This is a genomic window from Arthrobacter sp. NPDC080031, from assembly GCF_040702485.1.
In the GTDB taxonomy this organism is placed as follows: Bacteria; Actinomycetota; Actinomycetes; order Actinomycetales; family Micrococcaceae; genus Arthrobacter.
Genome location: NZ_JBFBLA010000024.1, coordinates 48,704 through 72,666, shown reverse-complemented (window position 1 = coordinate 72,666; position 23,963 = coordinate 48,704). Strand labels below are relative to the sequence as shown.

The 23,963-nt window shown below is 64.6% G+C and carries 26 protein-coding genes; 19 read left to right on the top strand and 7 right to left on the bottom strand.

The annotated features are described in order from the left end of the window. On the bottom strand, positions 1–875 hold an 875-nt coding region (locus AB0323_RS18680; RefSeq protein WP_366178654.1), incomplete at its 3' end, for a DUF222 domain-containing protein. 192 nt (positions 876–1,067) lie between these two features. Between AB0323_RS18680 and AB0323_RS18675 the strand changes: the two genes are divergently transcribed. Continuing rightward, positions 1,068–2,342, top strand: coding sequence for an MFS transporter (locus AB0323_RS18675; protein WP_366178658.1), 1,275 nt, complete (start codon positions 1,068–1,070; stop codon positions 2,340–2,342). Position 2,343: 1 nt separating this feature from the next. Here AB0323_RS18675 and AB0323_RS18670 read toward each other — a convergent pair whose 3' ends face one another. The 6 genes from AB0323_RS18670 to AB0323_RS18645 form a co-directional block, all read right to left on the bottom strand. Beyond that, positions 2,344–2,916: an MOSC domain-containing protein gene (locus AB0323_RS18670; RefSeq protein ID WP_366178653.1), complete on the bottom strand. Its 573-nt coding sequence runs from the start codon at positions 2,914–2,916 to the stop codon at positions 2,344–2,346. Between the two features lie 764 nt (positions 2,917–3,680). Further along, positions 3,681–4,595: a patatin-like phospholipase family protein gene (locus AB0323_RS18665; RefSeq protein WP_366178652.1), complete on the bottom strand. Its 915-nt coding sequence runs from the start codon at positions 4,593–4,595 to the stop codon at positions 3,681–3,683. Between the two features lie 195 nt (positions 4,596–4,790). After that, positions 4,791–5,945 (bottom strand): ABC transporter ATP-binding protein, encoded by a 1,155-nt coding sequence (locus tag AB0323_RS18660; RefSeq protein ID WP_364539430.1) that lies wholly within the window; start codon positions 5,943–5,945, stop codon positions 4,791–4,793. Beyond that, positions 5,942–7,552 carry an iron ABC transporter permease gene (locus AB0323_RS18655; RefSeq protein WP_366178651.1) on the bottom strand — a complete coding sequence of 537 codons (1,611 nt, stop codon included), beginning with the start codon at positions 7,550–7,552 and terminating at the stop codon, positions 5,942–5,944. Before AB0323_RS18655 ends, AB0323_RS18660 begins: the two co-directional genes overlap by 4 nt. Before the next feature lie 4 nt (positions 7,553–7,556). Further along, the gene (locus AB0323_RS18650) at positions 7,557–8,615 is read right to left on the bottom strand and encodes an iron ABC transporter substrate-binding protein (RefSeq protein WP_366178650.1); all 1,059 of its coding nucleotides are present in this window, start codon (positions 8,613–8,615) and stop codon (positions 7,557–7,559) included. Between the two features lie 176 nt (positions 8,616–8,791). Next, on the bottom strand, positions 8,792–9,364 hold the full coding sequence (locus AB0323_RS18645) for a Chromate resistance protein ChrB (RefSeq protein ID WP_364539423.1): 573 nt from the start codon (positions 9,362–9,364) through the stop codon (positions 8,792–8,794). 206 nt (positions 9,365–9,570) lie between these two features. Here AB0323_RS18645 and AB0323_RS18640 point away from each other — a divergent pair, with 206 nt between their 5' ends. From AB0323_RS18640 to AB0323_RS18555, 18 genes are all read left to right on the top strand, one after another. After that, positions 9,571–10,683 (top strand): hypothetical protein, encoded by a 1,113-nt coding sequence (locus AB0323_RS18640; protein ID WP_366178649.1) that lies wholly within the window; start codon positions 9,571–9,573, stop codon positions 10,681–10,683. Between the two features lie 142 nt (positions 10,684–10,825). Continuing rightward, on the top strand, positions 10,826–11,080 hold the full coding sequence (locus AB0323_RS18635) for a flagellar FlbD family protein (protein WP_269994903.1): 255 nt from the start codon (positions 10,826–10,828) through the stop codon (positions 11,078–11,080). Between the two features lie 3 nt (positions 11,081–11,083). Then, complete coding sequence (locus tag AB0323_RS18630) at positions 11,084–11,908, top strand: MotA/TolQ/ExbB proton channel family protein (protein WP_366178648.1); 825 nt, start codon at positions 11,084–11,086, stop codon at positions 11,906–11,908. After that, entirely contained in the window at positions 11,905–12,702 is a 798-nt protein-coding gene (locus AB0323_RS18625) for a flagellar motor protein MotB (protein ID WP_366178647.1), read from the top strand. Before AB0323_RS18630 ends, AB0323_RS18625 begins: the two co-directional genes overlap by 4 nt. Positions 12,703–12,780: 78 nt before the next feature. Next, positions 12,781–13,221: a helix-turn-helix transcriptional regulator gene (locus AB0323_RS18620; protein WP_364539411.1), complete on the top strand. Its 441-nt coding sequence runs from the start codon at positions 12,781–12,783 to the stop codon at positions 13,219–13,221. A gap of 164 nt (positions 13,222–13,385) precedes the next feature. Continuing rightward, positions 13,386–13,796 carry a TOBE domain-containing protein gene (locus tag AB0323_RS18615; RefSeq protein ID WP_364539408.1) on the top strand — a complete coding sequence of 137 codons (411 nt, stop codon included), beginning with the start codon at positions 13,386–13,388 and terminating at the stop codon, positions 13,794–13,796. Further along, the gene (gene modA, locus AB0323_RS18610) at positions 13,793–14,605 is read left to right on the top strand and encodes a molybdate ABC transporter substrate-binding protein (RefSeq protein WP_366178646.1); all 813 of its coding nucleotides are present in this window, start codon (positions 13,793–13,795) and stop codon (positions 14,603–14,605) included. The genes AB0323_RS18615 and modA overlap by 4 nt, the downstream gene beginning before the upstream one ends. Before the next feature lie 66 nt (positions 14,606–14,671). Next, entirely contained in the window at positions 14,672–15,091 is a 420-nt protein-coding gene (locus AB0323_RS18605) for a VOC family protein (RefSeq protein WP_366178645.1), read from the top strand. A 115-nt stretch (positions 15,092–15,206) separates the two neighbouring features. Continuing rightward, on the top strand, positions 15,207–16,103 hold the full coding sequence (locus AB0323_RS18600; protein ID WP_364539400.1) for a flagellar motor switch protein FliM: 897 nt from the start codon (positions 15,207–15,209) through the stop codon (positions 16,101–16,103). Further along, positions 16,100–16,858, top strand: a complete 759-nt coding sequence (gene fliN, locus AB0323_RS18595) for a flagellar motor switch protein FliN (protein ID WP_366178644.1) — start codon at positions 16,100–16,102, stop codon at positions 16,856–16,858. The genes AB0323_RS18600 and fliN overlap by 4 nt, the downstream gene beginning before the upstream one ends. Continuing rightward, on the top strand, positions 16,859–17,311 hold the full coding sequence (fliO, locus tag AB0323_RS18590) for a flagellar biosynthetic protein FliO (RefSeq protein ID WP_366178643.1): 453 nt from the start codon (positions 16,859–16,861) through the stop codon (positions 17,309–17,311). It abuts the gene before it with no gap. A 140-nt stretch (positions 17,312–17,451) separates the two neighbouring features. Further along, positions 17,452–18,204, top strand: a complete 753-nt coding sequence (gene fliP, locus AB0323_RS18585) for a flagellar type III secretion system pore protein FliP (protein ID WP_366178657.1) — start codon at positions 17,452–17,454, stop codon at positions 18,202–18,204. Beyond that, positions 18,204–18,479 (top strand): flagellar biosynthesis protein FliQ, encoded by a 276-nt coding sequence (gene fliQ, locus AB0323_RS18580; protein ID WP_078106307.1) that lies wholly within the window; start codon positions 18,204–18,206, stop codon positions 18,477–18,479. Before fliP ends, fliQ begins: the two co-directional genes overlap by 1 nt. Position 18,480: 1 nt before the next feature. Continuing rightward, positions 18,481–19,239 (top strand): flagellar biosynthetic protein FliR, encoded by a 759-nt coding sequence (locus tag AB0323_RS18575; protein ID WP_366178642.1) that lies wholly within the window; start codon positions 18,481–18,483, stop codon positions 19,237–19,239. Then, on the top strand, positions 19,239–20,342 hold the full coding sequence (locus AB0323_RS18570) for an EscU/YscU/HrcU family type III secretion system export apparatus switch protein (RefSeq protein WP_366178641.1): 1,104 nt from the start codon (positions 19,239–19,241) through the stop codon (positions 20,340–20,342). The genes AB0323_RS18575 and AB0323_RS18570 overlap by 1 nt, the downstream gene beginning before the upstream one ends. A 61-nt stretch (positions 20,343–20,403) precedes the next feature. Then, entirely contained in the window at positions 20,404–22,449 is a 2,046-nt protein-coding gene (locus AB0323_RS18565; protein ID WP_366178640.1) for a flagellar biosynthesis protein FlhA, read from the top strand. Continuing rightward, complete coding sequence (locus tag AB0323_RS18560; RefSeq protein WP_366178639.1) at positions 22,427–23,446, top strand: hypothetical protein; 1,020 nt, start codon at positions 22,427–22,429, stop codon at positions 23,444–23,446. Before AB0323_RS18565 ends, AB0323_RS18560 begins: the two co-directional genes overlap by 23 nt. Before the next feature lie 4 nt (positions 23,447–23,450). Continuing rightward, positions 23,451–23,762 (top strand): carbon storage regulator, encoded by a 312-nt coding sequence (locus tag AB0323_RS18555; protein WP_366178638.1) that lies wholly within the window; start codon positions 23,451–23,453, stop codon positions 23,760–23,762. Positions 23,763–23,963 lie beyond the last annotated feature (201 nt).

The window sequence follows — 23,963 nt, the reverse complement described above, 5'->3', positions numbered from 1 at the left end:
AGGGTGCGGTCGGTCATGACGAGCTGGACTTCCACCGCGCTGATCCCGCCGGGGGTGCCGGTGGTGCGTTCGACGAGGGTGTCGGCCATGATCTGTCCCCGGGACCGGGTCTCGCCTCCGGTGGAGCGGAGGGTGTCGGCGTGCCGGGACAGGGCCGCGTGCACGGCCACGCCCTGGGCGACGGGGAGCAGCGCGGTCAGATAGGTCATGGTGTCCGGTGCCGGGCGCAGGCTCACGTGCCGTTCCTCGGCGGCACGGGCCGCGCGCCGGGTGACGGAGCGGGGGTCCCGGCGGTAGGCCGCGGTCCGGGCCGCGGCGATGATGGCCTTGTCTCCGGCGCCGTCGAAGGTTCCGGTGTCGGCGGCGAGTTCTTCGTCCACGGCGCAGCGGTCCTCGGCGGACAGGCAGGCCGTTTCCTTCACCAGCAACGTGGCCCGCCATTCATTCAGCTGTCCGGTCTGGAGGGCGGCGAGTGTGTGCGGCATTTCGGTCACGAGGGCTTTGGCGAGCCCGTGGAGCCGGGACCCGCGGGCCGGGGATTCCCGCCGGGCCAAGGCCACCTGCGCGGCGACGCCGCGTCCGCGTTCCTCGGCCGGGACGCCTGCGTCCGCGTCGGCGCTGCGCTGGGCGGCATCGAACGCGACCGCGATCCGGGCTTGCGCGGCGGCGGCCGCGGACTTCAGATCCTCCAGGGCACGCAACTGGTTGATCAGTTCGGCGCGGTCGCCAGGTTCGGTGCCGGCGGCGTCGGGCCGGAACGAGGCAACGGCATCGATAAAGTCCCGCACCCAGGCATCTGACACAGCCATATCCGGACCTGCGCCGCCCGACGGCGCGCCCGATCCGATCAGCTGTGTTCCCCGGTTCCCGGCCATAACCCAAGCATTCCAGAGGGGTCCGACTTTTTAGGCGGGACAACCAGTCCAGCCGAAAGATCGAAGGATCGCCAGAAAATCGGGCCGGGCGCGGGCGCGCCAAGCGAGTCCCGCCCAGCTCTGGCGGGGGTAGCCGAAGCGGACGAGAATGGGTTGGTGATTCCCCCTCGTCCTGGCGGGGACGGCACCTTGATGAACCCCGCCGCCAGAAAGATTCAAAGCATCTTTCTTACGTTGACCCTTGGCAATACCCTTGCGGCCTCGTTCATCTGGGGGATCAATACCCTCTTCCTGCTGGATGCGGGACTCAGCAACCTCGAGGCCTTTGCGGCGAACGCCTTCTTCACGGCCGGGATGGTCGTGTTCGAAGTGCCCACTGGGGTGGTGGCCGATGGTTGGGGCCGCAGGGTCTCCTTCCTCCTGGGCACGGTGACGCTGGCCGGGTCCACCTACCTCTACTATCTGCTCTGGCAGCTTTCCGCCCCGTTCTGGTGGTGGGCCGTGGTGTCGGTATTGCTCGGTCTGGGCTTCACTTTCTTCTCGGGCGCGGTGGAGGCCTGGCTCGTCGACGCGTTGCGCTTCACAGGATATGACGGCGGCCTGGAGACAGTGCTCGGGCGCGGACAGATGGTGTCGGGCGCTGCCATGCTTGCGGGCTCGGTGGCCGGCGGGGTGATCGCGCAGGTGACCAACCTGGGCGTGCCGTTCCTGATTCGCGTGGGAGTGCTCCTCGCCATGTTCGTCGTGGCCTTCTTGCTCATGCGCGACGTCGGGTTCACCCCCGAACGTTCTGCCCATCCCCTCCAGGCGACTCGCGCCGTCCTCGACGCCTCGATCGAGAACGGTTTGAAAAATCCACCCGTACGGTACGTGATGCTCGCAGCGCCGTTCAGCGCCGGCGTCGGGATCTATGTGTTCTATGCCCTACAGCCGTACCTGCTTCAGCTCTTCGGTGACCGGCGCGCATACTCCGTGGCCGGGCTGGCCGCGGCCATCGTGGCCGGAGCGCAGGTGTTGGGCGGGTGGCTTGCCCCCCGTATCCGCCGCCTGGTTCGCAAACGCACCACGGTGTTGATTCTGAGCGGAGTGGTGAGCGCATCGATTCTGGTAGTGCTCGGGTTCACGAATGTTTTCTGGGTGGCCCTGACCTTATTGACATTCTGGGCCATGGTCGATTCGGCGGCCACACCGGTGCGGCAGGCCTACGTGAACGACATGATCCCGTCGAAGCAGCGGGCAACAGTGCTGAGCTTCGACTCGCTCATGGGATCAAGCGGGGGAGTGGTGGTGCAGCCGCTGCTCGGCAGGGCCGCTGATGTGTACGGCTACTCCGCATCGTTGGCGATCAGCCGCGTCGTCGAGCTGATCGCGGTGCCGTTCCTCCTGGCGAGTCGTCGGCAGCGCTCTGTGGCTGATCAGGCCAACTCCTCGATCGCTGCATCCGACGCGGAACCCCGTAGGAGTTGACCTACGGAAGCCGGGAAGCCCGGAGGAGGTTGGCCTGGCCGGCCTTGTCGGGATCAAGCGGCAAGGGGCTAATTAGCACAGCTGGGCCACGATGCAGAGTGCCATCCGAAAGCGGTTGGCAGCGCACGCCGCCGCGCCCGCGCATGGCGGCGTGCGCGCCCGGAGCCAGGACGTGGTCCATCCAAGCGCAGGGATGGGCAGGCCGCCCGCCCCGGAATCGAACAACGCCGCCACGGGATTCCAACGCGAACTCTTCGCCGATCAGGGGAGCCAGGTGGGCTCCCCGAAGGACTACGTTGCGGCGCGTGAGGAGCGGGTCAAAGGGTGCGACGCCCAGCTCAGCGGCCATGGCTTCGAGGGACTCGATGGCTATCAGGGTGACTGCGGCATCCATGTGCGCTGCTTTGCCGAAGAACCGGTCACCGACGATGCCCTTGCCGCTTACGACGTCGACTTGCTCGGCATCCGTGGTGGGCACCTCGGCAGCTCCATCGCGTGCGCGGCCGAAGTAGGCGTGGCCGGACGACACGAGAAGATGCAGGATCTCCACGTCGTATCTGTAGCTTGGCGTCATGCCATAAGGCTATGCCTGTCCGGGGCCGGCAACCCCCGGGCGCTCTAATCTGAGACCTTAAGAGCTAGTTCTTACGGCGTTGGAAATCAGCGAACGCTCCGATGCCGGTTCCAACAAGCGCGATACCAGCAAGTATTGACCACCATGGCTGCATACATCCGGCGGCCGATATGAATAGCAGAACCGCTACCAGTGCAAATAAAAGCAGGGAAATAGGAATGTCACGAGTACCTTTAGGAGTCAAAACACGCTTCCTTGATCGAGGCGATGCCTAGAATCTCTCCAGCAAGACAACCCCCGCGCTCGACACCACGACCCCACTGGCGACAAGCGCGACAAGTAGAAGACTTCCCATTGAACCTAGCTTAGATCTGCTTGACATGGATCACCTTTCAGAGGGACAGGCGTTTCATAATCAAATTATGCGTGTGAGGCAAATGAGGTCAACAGTTTTTATGAAACAGGTCGAGGGAATTGTTTGGTTATTCTCAAGAGGGAATAACCAATTACGTTTCTCTCGTATGTATCAATACTCAAGCCATAGTCCGCCGCCCACTCAGTTTATGACTTTTGACCACTCAATTTCAGGTATCCATCACTCAATAGGAGCAAAAACTCTTGACATTCATGCGATTCTTATGATCGAGGATTTAGCCCGGGACTGAGCCGCGAAGGTGACCGAGGCGGCGGTTGACCGCCTCGGTCGGCCTCCTAGGCATGAACGGTTGTCGTCACGCCTTCAGCGTGAGTAGGGTTCGCTCCACTCAGCGCCAGAACTCGGAGAGCTGCCCGGCAAGGGCTGTGCCTTGCTCGTAACCCGCGCGGGCCGCGGCCGGACGCAGTGACAGATCCATGGCATTGGCGCCGAACATGTGCTCGGAGTTGCTGTCCGGGAAGATCGTTTCGACTCTGCTTCCGCGTGCGCCGAGTTCGTCGACCTGCGTTGCCAGATGCGTGCCCCACTCCAGCGGTTGCAGTGATCTGCCACCGAAGGGCGAGAGCACCAGGACCCGCCCGTATCCGGCAGCCAGATCGGCATTCTCGGCGTTGGATCGGTAACCGCCGTCGATGTATCGGTTGTCTCCGATCCTGTAAGGCATACCACTGGAACAGCTGGCAGCCACGGCGTCCGCCAGGGGGACTCCGCAGTCGCGGTCGAAAGCGACCGGTTCACCGGTACGGGCATCGACCGCCGTGATAAGCACCCTTCGTTCCGGCCAGTGCTGGCTGGGTAGCCGCGCGGCGACCGTGGTGCGCCATTGTGTTGACCAGGAGCCATTCGACGCCGCCTCCATCTCGAGCGCTGCCGCACCCATTCGCCGGCGCATGTCAGCCACGTCTTGAGCATCGGCGATGATCTTCTTGATCCGCTCCAGGTGGTTGACCACTGGCCCGGCCGGAGTGCGTCCACCGCCGGACCCCATCGGAGCAGTCCGAGGCGGGGGTGCGGGGGCAAGGATGGCGGCAAGCAGTTCAGCCGGTGGCGCACTGGTGATCTGGGCCGCGGCCGTCGACCCCGCCGACGTGCCGATGGTCAGATCGGCGTCGGTCACGTCCAGCCCGGCCTCGAAGAGGCCGGCGACGACGCCGATCAGCCAGGCATTGCCGGTCGATCCGCCGCCGCCGAGGACCAACGCCCGCTCGCGGGAGTGCAAAGGTAAAGAAGATGATGTGTTCATGGGAGTCGCCTTTCGCGAATTGCCTGTGTGGCGCTCCCGGTGGCGACTAAGTCAGTCGCGCGATCGTGGACTGCAGGGGAGCACCCATTGCCGATACTGCGTTCATGGGACTCACCTCCTGCCGATTGATCACGATCGCCGCAACGCTAACACGCCCGCGACGCGGTGCGCAATCGGCGGCATCACGCCCGCTCTCTAATCCTCCACGGGGAACGCCACGCCTTCGCCCACCACACGGAGGCACAGTTCGGTGCCGGGCTTGGTGATGGAAGCGTTCCAGTGCCGGATGGTGATGATCTCGCCGCCTCCCGGGTAGGCCAAGGATGCGCCGGCCGCCGCAACGCGGGGAGCGAGCTTGATCCGCACTGTGGTCTCGGGGCCGAAGTAGTCGGTATCAACCACGACGCCGCGGATGGGACCATCGGGAGCAATCCGGATCTGTTCCGGGCGGAGCATCAACTGCACGAGGCCCTGTGCCGGGGGACGGCGTACGGGTATGCCGCCCAGGGAACACGTGGCCAGGGAGCCTTCCATCCACGCGTCCAGGATGACGGCATCACCGAGGAATTCGGCTGTTGCCCGGTCCGCGGGGCGCGTGTACACAACGAACGGGTTGCCTATCTGCGCCAGCTTGCCGCCGCGCATGATCGCCACTTGATCCGCGAAGGACAGGGCCTCGGCTTGATCGTGCGTCACCAAAATGGTCGTGACCCCGGCTTCGTTCAAGACCTTCGCTACGGCGCGCCGGGTGGCCACGCGGAGGCCGGCGTCGAGCGCGGAGAACGGCTCGTCGAGCAGCATGAGTTGCGGTTCGCGGGCCAGTGCGCGGGCGAGCGCCACTCGTTGCTGCTGGCCCCCCGAGAGCTGGTGGGGCCGCCTCTTTGCCATGTCCGCATCGAGGGAAACCATGTCGAGCAGCTCCTGGACGCGCGTCTTCACGGCGCGGCGGCCGCCGTCGAGCGCTGACTTGTCCAGCCCGAACGCGATGTTCTGCCCCACCGTAAGGTGCGGGAAGAGCGCGCCGTCCTGGGCGACGTAGCCAACATGCCGCTTGTGGGCTGGCACCCAGATACCGTCGCCGGCTACCTTGTTTCCGTTGAGGCTGATGGAACCGGTGTCCGGATGCTCAAAGCCGGCGATCAGGCGCAACAGGGTGGTCTTGCCGGATCCGGAGGGCCCGACGATGGCGGTTGTTCCGCCCTTGGCTACCGAGAGGTTCACGCCCTTCAGCACGGCTTGCGAGCCGAAGTTCTTGGTGACCTCGGCGATGTCCAGATGCGTGTTGGTGGTGGGAGCCACCGAAGCCGCTACGCGGGGTGACGGAAGCCTTGAGGGGGATTGTTCGGTCACTGTCCGGCTACTTTCTTGGACTGTTGGAAAAGCAAGTACGTCATGGGGGCAGACAACAGGATCATGAGCAAGGCGTAGGGTGCCGCGCCCGAATAGTCGATCTCGCTGCTCTTGCTCCAGAATTCGGTGGCCAGGGTGTGCGTGCCGTTGGGGGACAGCAGCAGTGTTGCCGTCAGCTCGTTGACGATGGCGAGGAACACCAGCGCAGCCCCGCCGGCGGCGGCCGGAGCTGTGAGGCGCAGCGTCACTTTCAGGAATGAAACCAGCGGGGCCTTGCCGAGCGATTGCGCGGCCTCGTCGAGTTCCTTGGGAGCCTGGGCGAGTCCGGAGCGGATGTTGACCAGCGCCCGCGGCAGGAACAGCAGTACGTAGGCCGCAATCAGGACCCCGGAGGTCTGGTACACGCCCGGAACCATCCGGATGCTCACGGTCACGAAGGCGAGGCCCACCACGATGCCGGGCAGGGAGCTGGTGACGTAATTGGAGAGTTCAAGCATCTTGCTGAACCAGCTGGGGTGCCGCACGGCCAGATAGGCCATGGGGAAGCCGACGACGATTGTCGCCGCTGCGCCGACGGTGCCATACGCGAGGGTCTGGAGCAGTGCCGGAAGGAATTCGTCGGCTGACCAGACGCGGGCGCCACCCACCACCACCCAGCGAAGGACAAAAAAGACCGGCAATCCGAAGGCAAGGACCGTGAGGGCTAGCAGGGCGAGTTGGGACGGAATCTGGTAGTGGTGCAGGGGAAGCCTGGTCGGCTTGGCCTGGGCGCCGGAACCGATACGGGCATAGCGTGCGGTACCGCGGCTCCTGACTTCGGCCAGGAGCAGGATGAGGCAGAAAAACACCAGGACGCTCGCCAACATGTTCCCGGCGGTGCCGTTGAACGTGGATTGGAACTGGGTCATGATCGCGGTGGTGAACGTGTCGAAGCGGATCATCGCGAACGCGCCGTATTCGGCCAGCAGGTGCAACGACACCAGGAGTGCGCCACCGGTCATGGCGATCCGTAGTTGAGGCAGGACAACCCGGAAGAAGACGGCCCATGGTCCCAAACCAAGGGAAGCTGCGGACTGCTCAATCGCGGGGTCGAGACGCCCCAGCGTCGCCGCCGCGGGAATGTAGACAAGGGGGAAATAGGACAGGGTGGCGATGAGCACGCCGGACCAGATGCCCTCCAGCGAGGGGACTGCGGTCACCCATGCATAGCTGTTGACGAAGGCCGGTATGGCCAGCGGGGCCGCCAGAGCCACGGCCCACCAGCGATGCCCCCGCAGCTTCGTCCGCTCCACGAGCCACGCCCCACCGACTCCCAACACCAGGCATATGGGCACCGTGAAGACCACCAGCATGACGGTGTTCAGGAGCAACTCGCCAACGCGCGGCCGGAAGATGAGCGCGACGGCGGTGTCCCACCCGGTCGCGGCCGTCATGTAAGCGACGTACCCCAGCGGGATGAGCGAAAACAGTGCGATCAGCACGGCCAGGACGGAAATCGCAGAAACGCCGAAAGGCGGGCGGGGGCGCTTGCCCCTGCCCGCCGTCGTCGTGCTCGCCGAAGCCTCGGGAATTTCCGGGGAGATGCGGGCCGATAGATCAGTGGTCACAGAATTACAGCAGTCCTGCCTTGGTCATCAGGTCGGTGACCTTTGCGGAGTTCAATTTGGCCGGATCCACGGTGGGAGCTTGCAGATCCTTGATGGGAACGAGTTTAGCGTTCGAGTCCACCTTGGAAGCGATGGCGTATTCGTAGGAAGTGCCGTTCTTGAGGACTTCCTGGCCCTGCTTGCCGGTGACGAACTTGATGAATGCCTGGGCAGCTGCGGCGTTCTTGGAGGATTTCAGCACGCCGCCGCCGGAGACGGACAAGAAGGCGCCCGGGTCCTGGTTCTTGAAGAAGTACGGGGTAACGTTCTTGGAGTTCTCGCCGGTCTTGGCCTGGTCGCCGTAGTAGTAATAGTGGTAGATCAACGCGGCGTCGACTTCGCCTGCGTTGACTGCCTTCATGGCGGTGCTGTTGCCCTTGTATGCCTTGAAGTTCTCCTTCATGCCCTTGAGCCACTCAGTGGTGGACGCCTCGCCCTTCTGTTCGAGGAGGGCGGCAACAATGGCCTGGAAGTCAGCGCCCGACGGCGAAGCGGCCCACCGGCCCTTCCACTCCGGCTTGGCCAAATCCAGCATGGACTTGGGCAGCTTGTCGTCGCTGATCTTGGTCTTGTCATACACCAGGACGGTGGAGCGGGCGGCGATGCCGGTCCACTTGTTGGTAGACGGACGGTATTCGGCCGGGACCTGGTCCACGGTGGCCTTGTCGATGTCGGCAAAGAGGCCGGCGTTCTCAACCTGGGCCATGGCGGGGGAGTTCTCCGTGAGGAAGACGTCGGCCGGGGATGCCGCGCCTTCCTGGATGATCTGGTTGGAGAGCTCGGTATCGGAACCCTGGCGCACAGTGACCTTGACGCCGGTCTCCTTCGTGAACGCGTCCACCCATTCCTTGGTCAGGGTGTCGTGCTGGGCGTTGTAGACGGTGATTTCACCGGCCACTTTAGCGTCGGCGGACGGGGAGCCGTTGGCTGCGGAGGAGGTGGTGCCATTGCCACAAGCGGCGAGGCTGAGGGCGGTGGTGGCGGCGAGTGCGATGCCGGCCAACGCTTTAGCGCGAATCTTCATGAGGGCTACTTTCTGCGAGCAAGACCTGGGGAGCCCGGGGGAAGAAAATGCGGGCTCACAGCTTGAAACTTTAGGTTAGCCATACCTAAATTTCCATCCAAAATGCCCCATCGTGACCGGAATCACATGTATTACGCAAGGTTTACGTGACCTAATACGACTAGCGGGGGTGCCCCTTAGTGAGCCTCGGACTCTTCTGCGTAGACCCTGCTTGCGTAGTCCTCCAAGGCCTGTGCGCATTGGGCCAGGGCGGCATCCGCTTCAGCGGAGCCAGGTGCCCCGAAGGTGTCGCGCGCCCGGATTTTGGCGAGCCAGTTGACGAGCTTTGTGTAGTCGACCTCGTTTTCCTCGAGCTCGGCATATGTGAAGTGGTTGGCCCGGTATTCCTTCTCGATCCCGCCGAGAAAATCCTTGCAACGGTCAACGATCTCGTCGTACTCATCGGTGCGGGCCGATTGGTAGAGGTCCAGGATGTGGGAGTCGCCTGCGACGACGGTCGAAGACATAAGGATCGCCATTCCGGGCATGTCAAGAATTTCGTGGCACAGCTTCTGGAGTGCCCGCTCCGATGCCGGCGACTTCGGGAGTGCGGCGATCGAGTTCTGCAGATAGACGGCGCCCAATCCTTTGAGCCGCCGCCACACCGCCGCGCGCAACCGGGTGGGCTCGGAAGGGACGCGGTAGACGAGGATCAGCCATTCGGCTGCCCCGCCTGCGTCAGGAGTGTCGGTCGATTCGGCAGGGCGCATGTTCGGATTCTATCTGCCGCTGCTCCTGGACTCCCGTCTCTCATCTCGCGTTGCCGTCTCGCGTTGCCAGCGCGGCGGGGCGAGGTGTTGGAAGCCCTTAACTTTTCATTCACCAGAACTGTAGATCGGTTATGAGTGTAGAGTCACGGTCATTAGGTTTATAATCTAACAGCCGTTACATTCACCCCCGAGAGAGAACGAGACCCTTGAATACCACCGCGTTGCTCCTGTCGGTCTTCCTTGCCTGTTTGGTCGAAGCAGTGGAAGCCGCCACCATCGTCCTGGCGGCAGGCACTGCCCGTGACTGGCGTTCAGCCCTGTCCGGCGTCGGGGCCGGCCTGGTTGTCCTGGCCGCCGTCGTCATCGTCTTCGGGCCCGCGATCGCCCTGATTCCCTTGGACATCCTGCGCATTTTCGTCGGAGGGCTCCTCCTTGTCTTCGGCCTCCAGTGGATGCGCAAGGCCATCCTTCGTGCCAGCGGTCACAAGGCCCTTCATGACGAGGACGAGATCTATCGCCGGGAACTCGCCGCGGCACGGTCCGCGTCCGGGGGGTCCCGCTTCGGAGTGAGTGATTGGTACGCCTTCACCCTTTCCTTCAAGGGGGTCCTGCTCGAAGGACTGGAAGTTGCGTTCATCGTGGTCACCTTCGGCAACATCCAGGGCCAACTTGGACTGGCTGCGTGGACCGCCGCATCGGCAGTTGCCGTGGTGGCTGTTGCGGCGGTCGTCGTGCGCGGACCCCTTTCCCGGGTGCCGGAGAACACCATGAAGTTCATTGTCGGCATCATGCTGACGAGCTTTGGCATCTTCTGGGGCGCCGAGGGTGCAGGCGCCGTATGGCCGGCGGCTGACCTTTCCCTGGTGGTCATCATCCCGGCGTTGGCGGTCATCGCCCTGGCGATCGTGCTTGTGCTTCGCCGCCGTCCGTCCAACGCAACGCCGGCCGCGGGGTCCGCGCCAGGCCATTCCGGCCCGGGATTCAGCGGCGTCATCCCCGACGGCGGTTCTACGGCTGGAGCATCCTTGGACTCAGCTGATCCGGAAACCGCCCCGGCGCGGACCCGCACCGTGATTGCGGGGGTGACCCCGCCTGAAGCGCGCAAGACCTCGGTGGCGGAGGCGCTGAAACGGTTCGGCATGTTCTGGTACGACTTCATCATTGGCGACGACTGGAGGGTGGCCCTCGCCGTAGCCGCGTCCTTCGCGGTCACTGCGGCACTGAGTTCAGCCGGATTCGAGGGAAGCTGGTGGGTGGTCCCCGCCGTCGCAGTTTTGACGCTTCCCATGGCGCTCGCCCGCTTGGTCCGCAAGTCCTGATCGCGGATCGGTGGACCTCGGCTGCTGGGGTAGCTGGAGCGACGCAGATCGGCTGCAAGCTAACGCAAGCGTGCTGCTGGCCGACAGTAGGAACTGAACCGCCCTCCTACAAGCGCCTCCCTACCTAAAGCAGAAACGGCCCATGATCGTTGTCACCCGCCTGAACGGCACCCGCTTTGCCGTGAACCCGGACATCATTGAACGGATCCACGAAAGTCCGGACACACATCTGGTGACGCTCGACGGCGCTACGTACGTTGTGCGGGAAAGCCTCGCGGAGGTCGTGGAACTGATTGCGAACTACCGGGCCTATATTCTGCGGCGGGCACAGGATCTCCCCACCGTGACGGGCTATCCCTTGAGCCTCGTGCGCACACCGGACCCGGACGGAAGGTAAGCCATGGATCCCTCAACAATAATCGGCCTGTTCCTGGCCTTCGGCTCGGTGGTCGCCATGGTGACCCTCGAAGACGCCAACCTCATGGCCCTCCTGCTTCCCGCCCCCATGGTCCTGGTCTTCGGTGCCACCCTGGCCGTAGGCCTGGCCGGGAACACCTTCCGGGACACGGTGCGGGCGTTCAAGGACCTCCCCAAAGCGTTCAAAGGAAAGACGGACAAGCCGCAGGACAGCATCGACCAGCTGATCGGCTTTGCAGAGAGGGCGCGGAGCGAGGGTCTCCTCTCCCTTGAAGAGGCGGCTGCGGACGAGAAGGATCCCTTTCTGGCCCGGGCCCTCCAGAACATCGCCGACGGCACGGACGCCGAAGAGCTGCGCATCCTCATGGAAGACGAGATCGACTCCAAGATGCGCAGCGACCACGTCTCCGCCAAATTCTTCGCCAGCTTGGGCGGCTACGCACCAACCATCGGCATTATCGGCACGGTGGTATCGCTGACCCACGTCCTTGAAAACCTCTCCTCTCCCGATCATCTGGGACCAATGATCGCCTCCGCCTTCGTGGCTACCCTCTGGGGTTTGTTGTCCGCGAACTTCATCTGGCTGCCGTTCGCCTCGCGGCTCAAGCGGCTCTCCGAGCTCGAAATCGAGCGGATGACCCTCCTGATGGAGGGCATGCTGGCCGTGCAAAACGGGACCCAGCCTCTCCTGCTCGCCGAACGGCTCCGTGCCATGGTTCCCGCGGACAGGCTCGGCAAGGCGAAATCCGCAAAGAAGAGCGACGACGAAGCCCGCCCCGGCAAATTCGCTTCGTCCAAGGCAGCATGAGGTCCCGCCGCCGCCGCAGTTCTCCTCCGGCGGAAGAACACGTCGACGAACGCTGGATGGCTTCCTACATGGACATGGTCACGGTGCTCATGTGCATGTTCATCGTGCTCTTTGCAATGTCCACGGTGGACCAGGCCAAATTCGACAAGCTCCGCAATTCGCTGGCCACCGGTTTCGGCACGGTGGCGAGCCAGAAGGTGGACACCGCCACCGGGACAGTCGTTCCGCCGGAATATACAGCTGCCGATGCCCAGGGATTCTCCAACCTGGACCTGGCGCTCAAGGAAGCGGACCGGCTCACCGCCTTGCGCAACGACATGAAGTCCAAGCTCGACGCCGCGGGGCTGGGTGCCAATGTGCAGTTCCAGATCAGCGAACGCGGACTCACGGTGAAACTCGTGGGATCGCAGACCTTCTTCGAACCCGACCGGCCGGAACTCACGCCCCGTGCGAGCCAGGTCCTTGGCATGATTGCACCGCCCATCGCCAAGGCGGCCCTTGAAGTCATGGTGGAAGGCCATGCCGCCAACGGCATCACCTCGTACCCCTCTACCTGGGAGCTTTCTTCTGCGCGCTCCGTGAACGTCCTGAGGTACCTCGTTGACCATGGGGGCATAGCGGCCGGGCACATCGGCGCCGTCGCGTTCGGATCCGCGAGGCAGGTCAACGACGATTCCACCGAGGCGCTGATGGAACTCAACCGCAGGGTCGACGTCGTCGTCCTCTCGGATAAACCCGAAGTGGTCCGCGCCCTCATCCCCGAGGCGCTCAAGGCGAGGGCCGGCGGCCAATAGGGCAGCGGTTCTCGCGCAGGTGACGGGCCGGCGTCGGGATCCGTGGAAATGGCCACCGCGCCGAGGTACGCTCGTGGCATGACCCCGGAAGACATCGCCAGGCTTACGTATTTGCGCAAGGCCCGCGACCTGATCGACCGCGAGTACGCCAAGCCGCTTGACGTGCCGACCATGGCCAGCCATGCGTTCATGTCACCGGCGCACTTCTCTCGGCAGTTCCGGGCAGCCTACGGCGAGACCCCTTACAACTACCTCATGACCCGCCGAATCGAGCGCGCGATGGCACTCCTGCGCGGCGGAATGAGTGTGACCGACGCATGCATGGAGGTCGGTTGTACGTCGCTTGGCTCTTTCAGTTCGCGTTTCACGGAACTCGTGGGCGTGCCGCCGAGCACTTACCGCGCCCGCGAGCACCTGGCCGTTATTGCCATGCCTGCGTGCGTGGCGAAGATCCGCACGAGGCCCACCCGTAACGAAGCGAACAAGCGTCGGGAAGCGCTCGCGGTCGCCGCAGACTGACTACCCCGGAGTAGGCCCACACACGCCAGAGGTTCCGCCCCAGTGGGGCGGGACCTCTGCTGCGTCCGGGACGCCTACCAGCCGGGAACACCGGAAATACAGTCACATTTGATTTGCGGAAGATACATGCCGTCATCACCGCATTTGAGGATTATTGTGAAGCTATGCCAAATATTCGAGTATCTGAAGCAGCCCGGTTCCTTGGCGTCAGCGACGACACCGTCCGGCGCTGGACCGAGAACGGCACCCTGACCCCCGTCAAGGATGACTCCGGGCGGCTGGCCGTGGATGGGCTGGAACTTGCCCACGTCGCGCGGGACCAGGCCCAGCTGCCCGAGGATCCCACCCGGGTGGGCCGCTCGGCACGCAACCGCTTCGTCGGCCTGGTCACCGGCATCACGGCCGACAAGGTCATGGCACAGGTGGAACTGCAATGCGGTCCGTTCCGCGTCGTCTCCCTCATGAGCAGCGAGGCGGTCCGGGAGCTCGGGCTCGAACTCGGCTCGGTGGCCACAGCCGTGGTCAAGGCGACCACCGTCATCATCGAAACTCCCCAAGGAAAGAGCACCATATGAGGATCGCCCGCAAGCCTTTCGCCGCGCTGCTCGTTGCCGGCGCCCTCGCGGCAAGCCTGGCCGGCTGCGGTTCAGGAAGTCCCGCCAGCACTGTAAGCAGCGGATCCGATAGCTCCAGCGCGACGCCAAAGCTTTCGGGCACGGTAACGGTTTACGCGGCCGCCTCGCTGAAGGCAACGTTCACCAAACTGGCAGGCGAATTCGAGGCCGCGTACCCGGGTACCAAGGTCGCCTTGAGCTTCGCCGGGTCCTCCGACCTCGTCACGCAGATCACCCAGGGCGCTCCGGCGGACGTCTTTGCCTCGGCAGATACGAAGAACATGGCCAAGCTTTCCGACGCCAAGCTCCTCGACGGAACGGCCAGGAACTTCGCCACCAACGTCCTGACGATTGCCGTCCCGCCGTCCAACCCGGCGTCGATCAGTTCCTTCGCGGACCTGGCCAAACCAGGAGTCAAGGTGGTCGTCTGCGCGAGCCAAGTACCCTGCGGCTCCGCCGCCCAAACCATCGAAAAGGCGACCGGAACAGCCCTGAAGCCCGTCAGCGAAGAATCTTCCGTGACTGACGTCCTGGGCAAGGTCGCCTCCGGAGAGGCCGACGCCGGACTCGTCTACGTCACCGACGTCAAGGGCGCCGGAGGCAAGGTCAAGGGCATCACCTTCCCCGAGTCGGACAAGGCCGTCAACACCTACCCGATGGGCACCGTGGGCACCAGCAAGAACAAGGACCTGGCCGCGGCTTTCATCGCATTGGTGACGGGAAGCGAAGGCAAAAAGGTTCTGGGCGACGCCGGCTTCGGAACGCCTTAGGCCCCTGCAAGGAACCGAGCAGGATTCGAGAAGCGCTCGTCACCGCGCCGGACTAGCGTCGTTGCCATGACTATTTCACTGCAGTACTCACACATCACTGTCAACGATCCCGACGAAGCACTCACCTTCTACCGGGACGCCCTCGGCCTTGAGGTGCTCAACGACGTCGCGCAAGGCGGATTCCGTTGGGTAACGCTCGGCAGCGCAGACCAGCCGGGGGTTGAAATCGTGCTTTCCGAACCGCACGCGGGCCGGTCCAAGGCCGACGGCGACTCCCTCCAGGAACTGGTCACCAAGGGGGTCCTGGGCCCGATCGTCTTCCGTACCGACGACGTCGACACGCTCTTCGAAAAGGTCAGGGCTTCCGGCGCGGAGGTCATGCAGGAGCCGATCGACCAGCCGTGGGGTCCCCGCGACTGCGCCTTCCGCGATCCTTCGGGCAACATGGTGCGGATCAACCAGGCGCCGGCGCCTAAGCCAGCCTGAGTTCGTGGGTGACGGCCGGCGGCTGCGTTCCGAAACGCAGCCCCCGGCCGTCACCCGCGAACCGGCCCAAAACCAGTTCCTTACGCCCCCGCTTTCCTTGCCGATAGTGGCAACCGTGAGTGAACAGGAAGATCAATCGGCGGGACGGCAGCGCACCGTGGACGTCTATGACTTCCGCAGGCCCACCACCTTGCCGCGCCAGCACAGCCGCGTCCTCGAAGTCGCGTTCGAGACGTTCGCCCGCCAATGGGGAACGCAGCTCACAGCCAAGGTCCGCGTGAAATCCACCGCGACCCTGGAACAGCTCATTATGCAGAGCTACGACGAATACGCCGCATCCCTGCCTTCGGTCACCTCGATGGTCCTGTGTCGCATTGAGGGCAGCGAGTCGCGCCTGGTCATGCAGTTTCCAGCCACCGCGGCATTGTCCTGGGTCACCCGCATGTTGGGCGGGGCCAGTGAGACGGCGGTCCCGGATCGGAAGTTCACCCAGATCGAGCAGGCCCTCATCAGCCGCATGGTGGAAGACGGACTGGAGGACCTGAGCTATTCGCTTGGCGCCCTCCTGACCACCCCGGTGCGCATGGACGTCATCCAGTACAACTCCCAGTTCGCCCAGGCCGCTGCTCCGGCGGAACTCATGATCGTGGCCTCTTTCACCGTGAAGGTGGGCGAAAGCCTTGCCGCAGCGAGTCTCGCGATTCCCGCCGACATCCTCCTTTCCGGGCTCGGCGACGTGAATCCCACTGTCCACAGCCGCGACACCGAGGCACTGGTCCGGGCCCAGGTCACCCAAGTGCCGGTAGACGTTGCCATCCAGTTGAGCCCCACTCCGGTGACGCCGGCGCAGATCCTGGGCCTCGCCGTCGGGGACGTCATTGCGCTGCCGCACCTGGAGAACCGGCCGTTCGACGTCGCCATCAACGGCACCCGGCTGGCCACCGCAGCACCGGCCCGCAACGGCTCCCGTGCAGCCGCCGTCATCGTCACAATCGAGGAGAACCAGCGATGAGCATCACCCTGACACTGCACGAGTCCGCGGCCGAGCGTCTGGCCATGCAATTGCCGACTCCCGCCACGCTGCACGTCTCCGGCATTGTCCCGTCCCAGGCCGCTGCGGCATATGCACCGCTCGCGGTCACGGCCACTTTCGTGGGCGCCGTGACCGCGGACTTCGCCCTCATCCTCACGGACCGTTCCTTCCTGGCGGCCGCCGGCGGGTTTAGCGGCGGCACACCCCAAGGCGGGCTGCCCAGCGGAGTCGTGTCGGCCGTTGACATCCTGCGTCCGGCGATGGAACACGCAGCCGACGCGTTCGACGCCGGCGTGCTGGGGGAGTTGCGCGAAGAAGACGCCGCCGGGCTGCTGTCGGACTCCGAAACCGCTGTTTTCGAACTGCGCCAGTCTCCCTCGCCCGACGGCGGGCAGGCGTTCGGCTGGTTCGCCGTCCGGGTCCGCGAACACGGGACCGTGCAGGACACCGCTGCCGCTCGGAACACCCACTCCGGCGCTGTTTCGGCCCGCCTCGGACTGATCAGCAACGTCGAAATGGCCCTCACCGTGGAGATCGGCCGTACCCGCATGTCCGTGCGGGACGCCCTCGCCCTGGAACCGGGCAAAGTGATCGAACTGGACCGCTCGGCCGGTGCACCCGCAGACGTCCTCCTCAACGGGCGCCTGATCGCCCACGGTGAAGTCGTCGTCGTGGACCAGGACTACGCCGTGCGCATCACCCGCATCCTGGACGTCGCCGAGGGAATCTACTAGATGGATTCGCTCATCCTCGGGCTGCGCGTGCTGGTGGCCCTGGGCGCGGTGCTGGGACTCATCTGGGTCCTGCAGCGCCGCCTCCTCAAAGGAAAGGCCAAGGGCCGACGCCGGGCCAACACCACCCTGACAGTGGTCAGCCGGCAGACTGTCGGCCAAAAGGCCTCCGTGGTGGTGGTCGACGCCGGCGACAAGCGCTTCCTCTTGGGTGTCACCGAGCACGCCATCAACGTCCTGCACAGCGGCGACGTCCCCGTGGAAGTTCCCGAGAACTCTCCGGCACCCGAGAGCTTCGCCGACATTTTCCGCGACGCCGGTGGCGCCGGGCTCAGGCGCCGCAGCGAGATCCACCGCCGAAGCGAGCTGGACAAAGCCCAGCCCATGCACGGCTCGATCCTTGCCGGCTCCACCTGGCGCCAGGCCGCCGAGGTCATCAGGGGACGCCGGAATTGATCCTGACCCTTGGGCCTGCCGATGCCCGCAGCACCGGCAGGATATTGCTTGCGGTGCGCAGGACGCTTCCCGCGGTGCTCAGGACGCTTCCCGCGGTGCTTTGTGTCCTGTTGCTGACGGCTCTTTTCCTTTGGCTGGGCATGTCCACCGGACATGCGGCCCCGGTCAGCCCGACGCCACCGCCTGCCCCGGCAACTCCTACCGCACCGGCCCAACCCTCCAACGGCAACGTCAGCATCAACATCAATGGGCTCGACGGAAAGCCATCCACTGCGGTGGTGACCCTGATCGGGATCACGCTGCTCTCCGTCGCCCCCGCCCTGCTGCTCATGATGACCTCGTTCACCAAGATCTTCGTAGTGCTGGCCATGACCCGCAACGCCTTGTCCCTCCCGTCCATCCCGCCCAACCAGGTGCTGGCCGGGCTGGCGCTCTTCCTGTCCCTGTTCGTGATGTGGCCCGTGATTTCGGAGATCAACAACGTCGGCATCCAGCCCTACCTGAACGGGACGCTGGACTTCAACGGAGCCGTTTCGGCCGGATCCGCGCCACTCCAGCACTTCATGGTGGCCCACACCCGGCAGGAAGACATTGCCCTCATGACACGGGCGGCCAAGCTGGAAAACCCGGCCAACCCGCAATCTGTCCCGTTGCAAACCCTTATCCCGGCGTTCATGATCTCCGAGCTCCGGGCAGCGTTCATCATCGGTTTCGTCATCTTCATCCCGTTCCTGGTGATCGACCTGGTGGTCTCGGCCGCGCTGATGTCCATGGGCATGATGATGCTTCCGCCGGTGATGATCTCGCTGCCCTTCAAGATCCTGCTGTTCATCCTGGTGGACGGCTGGGGACTCGTGATCACCGCCCTGATCCAGAGTTATTCGGGCGGCTGATGGATACCAACGCCGTCCTGGACATTTGCCTCCAGGCCCTCATTCTCGCGGCCAAGCTTGCCGCGCCCGCCTTGGTGACCGCGCTGGTGGTGGGCCTCGCCATTTCCCTCCTGCAGTCCATCACCCAGCTTCAGGAAGCCACCCTCTCCTTCGTGCCCAAGGCAGTAGCTGTGGCCGTGGCCTTGGTGGTGTGCGGACACTGGATGATCACCGAGGCTGTCTCCTTCACCAACGAGCTCTTTGCCCGGATCCCCGGGCTGATCGGCGGAGCGTGAAGTGGAGCTCCCCTTCAACCAGTCCTGGCTTGAGGTCCTGTTGTTGGCCACCGTCCGGATGACGGCGTTCTTGGTGGTGGCCCCGCCCTTCTCGCACCAGGCAATTCCGCTGCGCATCAAAGCGATGCTCGGCATTGGTTTGGGGCTGGCCGTTTCCCAGCGTCTCTCGGTTGGCTACACGTCCAAGGACACAGCCGGCTTCATCACGGCCGTGGTCCTTGAACTCGTGACCGGCCTGGTCCTTGGCTTCCTCGTGCTGCTCGTCCTCGCGGCCATCCAATCGGCCGGAAGCCTGATCGACCTCTTCAGCGGGTTCCAGATGGCCCAGGGCTTCGACCCCCAGATGATGATCAACGGCGCCCAATTCACCCGGCTGATGCAGATGGCCGCCCTTGCCCTGCTTTTCGCCTCCGACGGCTACCAGCTGGTAATCGGCGGCTTGACCGGTAGTTTCACCGCCTTGCCGCTGGCCGGGGGACTGGACATGGCACAGCCGGTGCACGCGATGGTTTCGGCTGTTACCGGGATGTTCCTTTCGGCGGTGCAAATCGCCGGGCCGCTGTTGGTGGTGCTGGTGCTCGCCGACATCGGGTTGGGACTCCTCACCCGCGTAGCGCCCGCACTGAACGCTTTCGCCCTGGGCTTCCCGCTCAAGGTCTTCATCACCCTGGGGCTCGCGGGTTTCCTGTTCCTGGCACTGCCGCGGCTCGTTGCCATGCTCGCCGAGCAGGCGGCAAACACACTCATGGGGGTGGGCTGATGTCGGATTCACAGGAGAAAACCGAGCAAGCCACTGACAAACGGATGCGGGAAGTCCGGTCCAAGGGGCAGCTTTCCCGCTCGCAGGACCTCACTTCCTGGCTCGCCGTCGGGTCCGCGGCAGCGATGATCCCCTCCACCATCGAGCGTGCCTCCAACGCTGCGGCGGACCAACTGTTTACCGTCCGCGGAGTCATCGCGGACCCCGAGCCTGCCAAAGCCGTGGCAGCGCTCGAAGCCGGATTCGGTTCCTTGGCCCAAGTGCTGGGGCCCTTGTTCGTGGTGGTCCTGGTGGTAGTGCTTGCCGGATCCGCGTTGCAGGGCGGCATCCATTTCAAAAAGTTCCGCGCTGAGTTCGAACACTTCAACCTCGTCAGCGGCCTCAAGCGGATCTTCGGCGGCCAGGCCCTGTGGGGCGGCCTGAAAGCGCTCCTGAAGACCGCCGTCGTCGGGCTTGTCCTCTACGCGGTAGTGCAAGGGCTCGTCCCGGTGCTGCTCACCGCAGGGGGACTGCCGGTGTCCGGCATTCTTTCGGCAGCGGCCGGGGGCATCGGTTCGTTGATCCAGTTCGCCGTGCTCGCGGGGCTGGTCCTGGCCGCCGCGGACATCTTTGTGGTGATGCGCCGCAACCGCAAGAAGACGCGCATGTCCAAGAAGGAAATCAAGGACGAAAACAAGAATAGCGACGGCGATCCCCTCATCAAGTCCCAGCGGCGCTCGCGGCAATTGAGCATGAGCCGGAACCGCATGATCGGCGCGATCGCGGACGCCGACGTCGTGATCGTCAACCCGACGCACGTCGCGGTGGCGCTGAAGTACGACGCCGGTAAAGCGGCGCCTTGCGTCGTGGCCAAGGGAGCGGGGGTGATCGCCGCCCGTATCAGGGAAGAGGCGGAGGCGAAATCGGTGCCGATGGTCCAGGACATCCCGCTCGCGAGGGCACTGCACTCGGCCTGCGAGCTGGGCGAGGAAATCCCCGTGGAGTTGTACCGGGCCGTTGCGGGAGTCCTGGCGTTCGTCATGTCGCTCAAGGCCAGGGGAGCGGCACGCGGAATGCACCGTTTGCCGGGGGTGGCAGGAGCCCCCTCAGGAGCCCCCGCATGAGCCGGAGCACGAGAGCCCGAACCGCACCCAGCAGACACACCACCCCGGACAGGACACAGAAATGAACAGATTCGCCAGGCTCACCGTGCCGGTGGGAATCGTGGGCATCGTGCTGCTGCTGGTGGTTCCCGTTCCGGCACCGCTGCTGGACTTCCTGATCGTCTGCAACATCCTGCTGGCCCTGCTGATCCTGCTCACCAGCATGTTCGTCAAGAAGCCCCTGGACTTCTCCGTCTTCCCGTCCTTGTTGCTCGTGGCGACCCTGTTCCGGCTGGGGCTCAACGTCGCGTCCACCCGGCTCGTGCTTGGACAAGGATTCGCCGGACAAGTGATCGACGCTTTCGGCAAGGTCACCGTGGGCGGCTCCATGATCATCGGCGCCGTGGTGTTCCTGATCCTCGTGGTCATCCAGTTCGTTGTGGTCACCAAGGGCGCCGAACGCGTGGCCGAGGTGGGGGCACGGTTCACGCTTGACGCCATGCCCGGCAAGCAGATGGCCATCGACGCGGACCTGAACGCCGGCCTCATCACCGATGCCCAGGCCCGCAAGCGCCGCGCCGAGGTGTCCGCAGAGGCCGACTTCTACGGCGCCATGGACGGGGCCTCGAAGTTCGTCAAGGGCGATGCCATCGCAGGCATCATCATTATCATCATCAACTTCGTCGGCGGCATCGCCATCGGCGTGCTCCAGCGCGGCATGAACGTGGGCGACGCGCTGAACTCCTACGGCCTGCTGACCATGGGCGATGGGCTCGTCACCCAGATCCCGGCCCTCCTCATGGCCGTGTCCACGGGCATGATCGTCACCCGGTCCAATGCCGAAGAGGACATGGGCCGCACGGCCTCCTCGCAGCTTATGCAGTCGCCCAACGCCTTGCTCATCGCAGGCCTGGCCGCAGTAGCCATGGCACTCATCCCCGGCATGCCCATCGTGCCCTTCCTGATGGTGGGCGCTGCCCTGCTGTTCGGCTCAAGGCGCCTCGCGGCGCAGCAGAAGAAGCAGAGTGAGGCGGAGGACGCCGAGGAAGCGGCCACCCTGAGCTCCGAAGAAGACCCCAACGAGCGTCTCATGCAGGACATGCGCGTCCACCCCCTCGAGATCTTGTTGGCTCCGGACCTTGTTGACATGGTCTCCGGTGCCTCGGACGACCTCCTGGCCCGTGTCCGCTCCCTGCGCCACAAGATCGCCATGGAGTTGGGGATCGTGATTCCGCCCGTCCGCACGCGGGACAACGTCGAGCTGCCACCGGCCACCTATGCCATCCGCATTGCCGGAGTGGAAGCCGGACGCGGCACGGCGCCGTCGGGCAAGTTGCTTGCCCTCGGCGATTACCTTGACGCGCTGCCCGGAGCCTCCACAGTGGAACCGGTGTTCGGGCTGGCCGGAAAGTGGATTCCCACCGAGATGCGCCACAGTGCCGAAATGACTGGCGCAACCGTGATCGACCGGGTTTCCGTGCTGGTGACCCACTTGTCGTCGATCGTCTCGGCCAACGCCGCAAGGCTCCTCACCCGCGAGGACGTCAGGGTCCTGACGGAAGGCGTGCGCAAGCAGAGCCCCGCAGCCGTCGAGGAACTCATTCCCGGGCTCATGTCCCTGGCCGAGGTGCAGCGGGTGCTGCAAGGCCTCCTGGAAGAACAGATCCCCATCAACGATCTTCCCCGCATTTACGAGGCCCTTGCCCTGCGCGCCAAGGTTTCCACCGAGCCCGAGGCCCTGGTCGAAACCGCCCGGCAATCCCTGGGTCCCGCGCTCGCAGCCAAGTTCCTGGACGGCACGGTGCTCAACGTGATCATGATCGATCCGCTCCTGGAACAGTCCATGCTCGAAGACATGCGCCCGGCCGAAGGGGGTACCCAGATCGTCATGAGCCAGGCACGCCTGGACGCCGTCCTGGCCTCCGTGCAGGCATCGGTTGAGGCCGCAGCAAGTGCCGGACGCCAAGCCGTCCTGGTGTGCGCCCCGGCATTGCGGCCCGCAGTCCGGCGGCTCGTGGCAGCTCCCGACGGCGGTGTTCCCGTGTTGTCCTACCGCGAAGTGACGTCCGCGAACATCCAGATCGAAACCGTGGGGGTGGTCCGCCATGCCGAAGCAATACAAGCTTAAGGGCGCGTCCCTGGACGCCATCCGGGTGAAAGCCGAGCAACAGTACGGCCCCGGGGCGAGGATCGTCTCCGCCGAGAAGGTCACCAATCCGGGCATCGCCGGGCTCTTCGCAGCCAATCGCTACGAGGCCACTATCGAAGTTCCGTCCGAGGGTTCCACCCAACTAGCTGGCAATAGTTGTCGTTTAGAGGGCTCAGAACGACAACAAGTGCGAGCCAGTTGGGATGCCCACGTTGCGGCGGAGGCGCAGCTTGCCGGGGCGGCTCACGCGTTGCAGGGGCCCGCTATCGCCGCGCTCCTAGAGCAAGCCGACGCCGCCGAGATGGATCTGCACCGTCCCGCGGCAGCCGTTTCAACCGCCTCCCCGGATTTCGCCGGGATATTGGAGCAGCTGGGGAAGGAGTTCCAGGTCTCCGGACCACAAACGCAAGGGAACCTGAACGCGTTGCCGGCCCCCGCCGTCGGGCACGCCGTTCCTGTGCCCGTACCAGCGCCACTTGCCGGCAGCGGCAACCTGGTCATCCTCCTCGGCCTCGGCGACGACGCTCTGGGACCAGCGCTGGAAATGTCCATCGCCGAGGGCGGTTCCGACGTCCGGACGGCCGGAGCGTTGACCGCTTTCGGCCACCTTCACGTGGCAGGGCGCCAGGGCGCGACGGCGGCGCGCGCCCAAGCGGTGCTCATCGGCCAAACCGTGCTGGTGGCCTACGGACTCGGCAGGCAAAGCGAAGCCGTGAAGCACGCTGCGGACATCGCAGCCATCGCCGCAGACCAGTTGTGGCTGGTTGTTGACGCCGGGCGGAAAGCGGAAGACACGGCAGCCTGGGTCCGGGCGCTTTCCGCCGGTCTCGCCGCCGAACGTGTCCGTGTCGACGCCCTCGCTGTTTTCGGAGCGTCGGAGACCGGAAGTCCCGAGACCGTCAACGGCCTCGGTTTTCCCATCGGGTGGGTGGACGGCAAGCCCGCCCGCGTTCCAGTGCTCGGAAAGGTAGATTGAGAGCATGCTGGTACTGACACGCAAGCCGGGCGAACAGATCATGATTGGTGAGGACATCGTCATCACCGTCATGGAAGGCCGCGGCGACGGCGTGCGGATCGGGATCGAGGCGCCCCGTGGGGTGTCCATCCAGCGTCGCGAAGTGGTCGAGGCGATCGCCGCGGCCAACCTCGCTGCTGCCCAGGCCGGCCCCGAAGCCGAGGAACTCGTCGCCGGGTTGCGTCCGCCTGCCCGGAAGCCGAAGGCGGACCAGGCGCCCCAGGTGGGGAATGTTGCTCAGACACCCAAGTTGTCTACAAGAATGCGATCTGACTGATTGCGATGAAGATTCAGACGATTGACGAGCGGGACATGAACTTGATCTGTGTCGATCCGTCTTTCCGAGTGATAGACGTCTGGCTCGACCCCAGCAGTGGTGCTTGGGATAAGTCGCAGGCTTTCGATATTTCGTCTGGCAGCCTCTTGGAAGTACTTGAGTGGGCGAAATTGGACAGGCAATCCTGCAACTTTTCGGAGG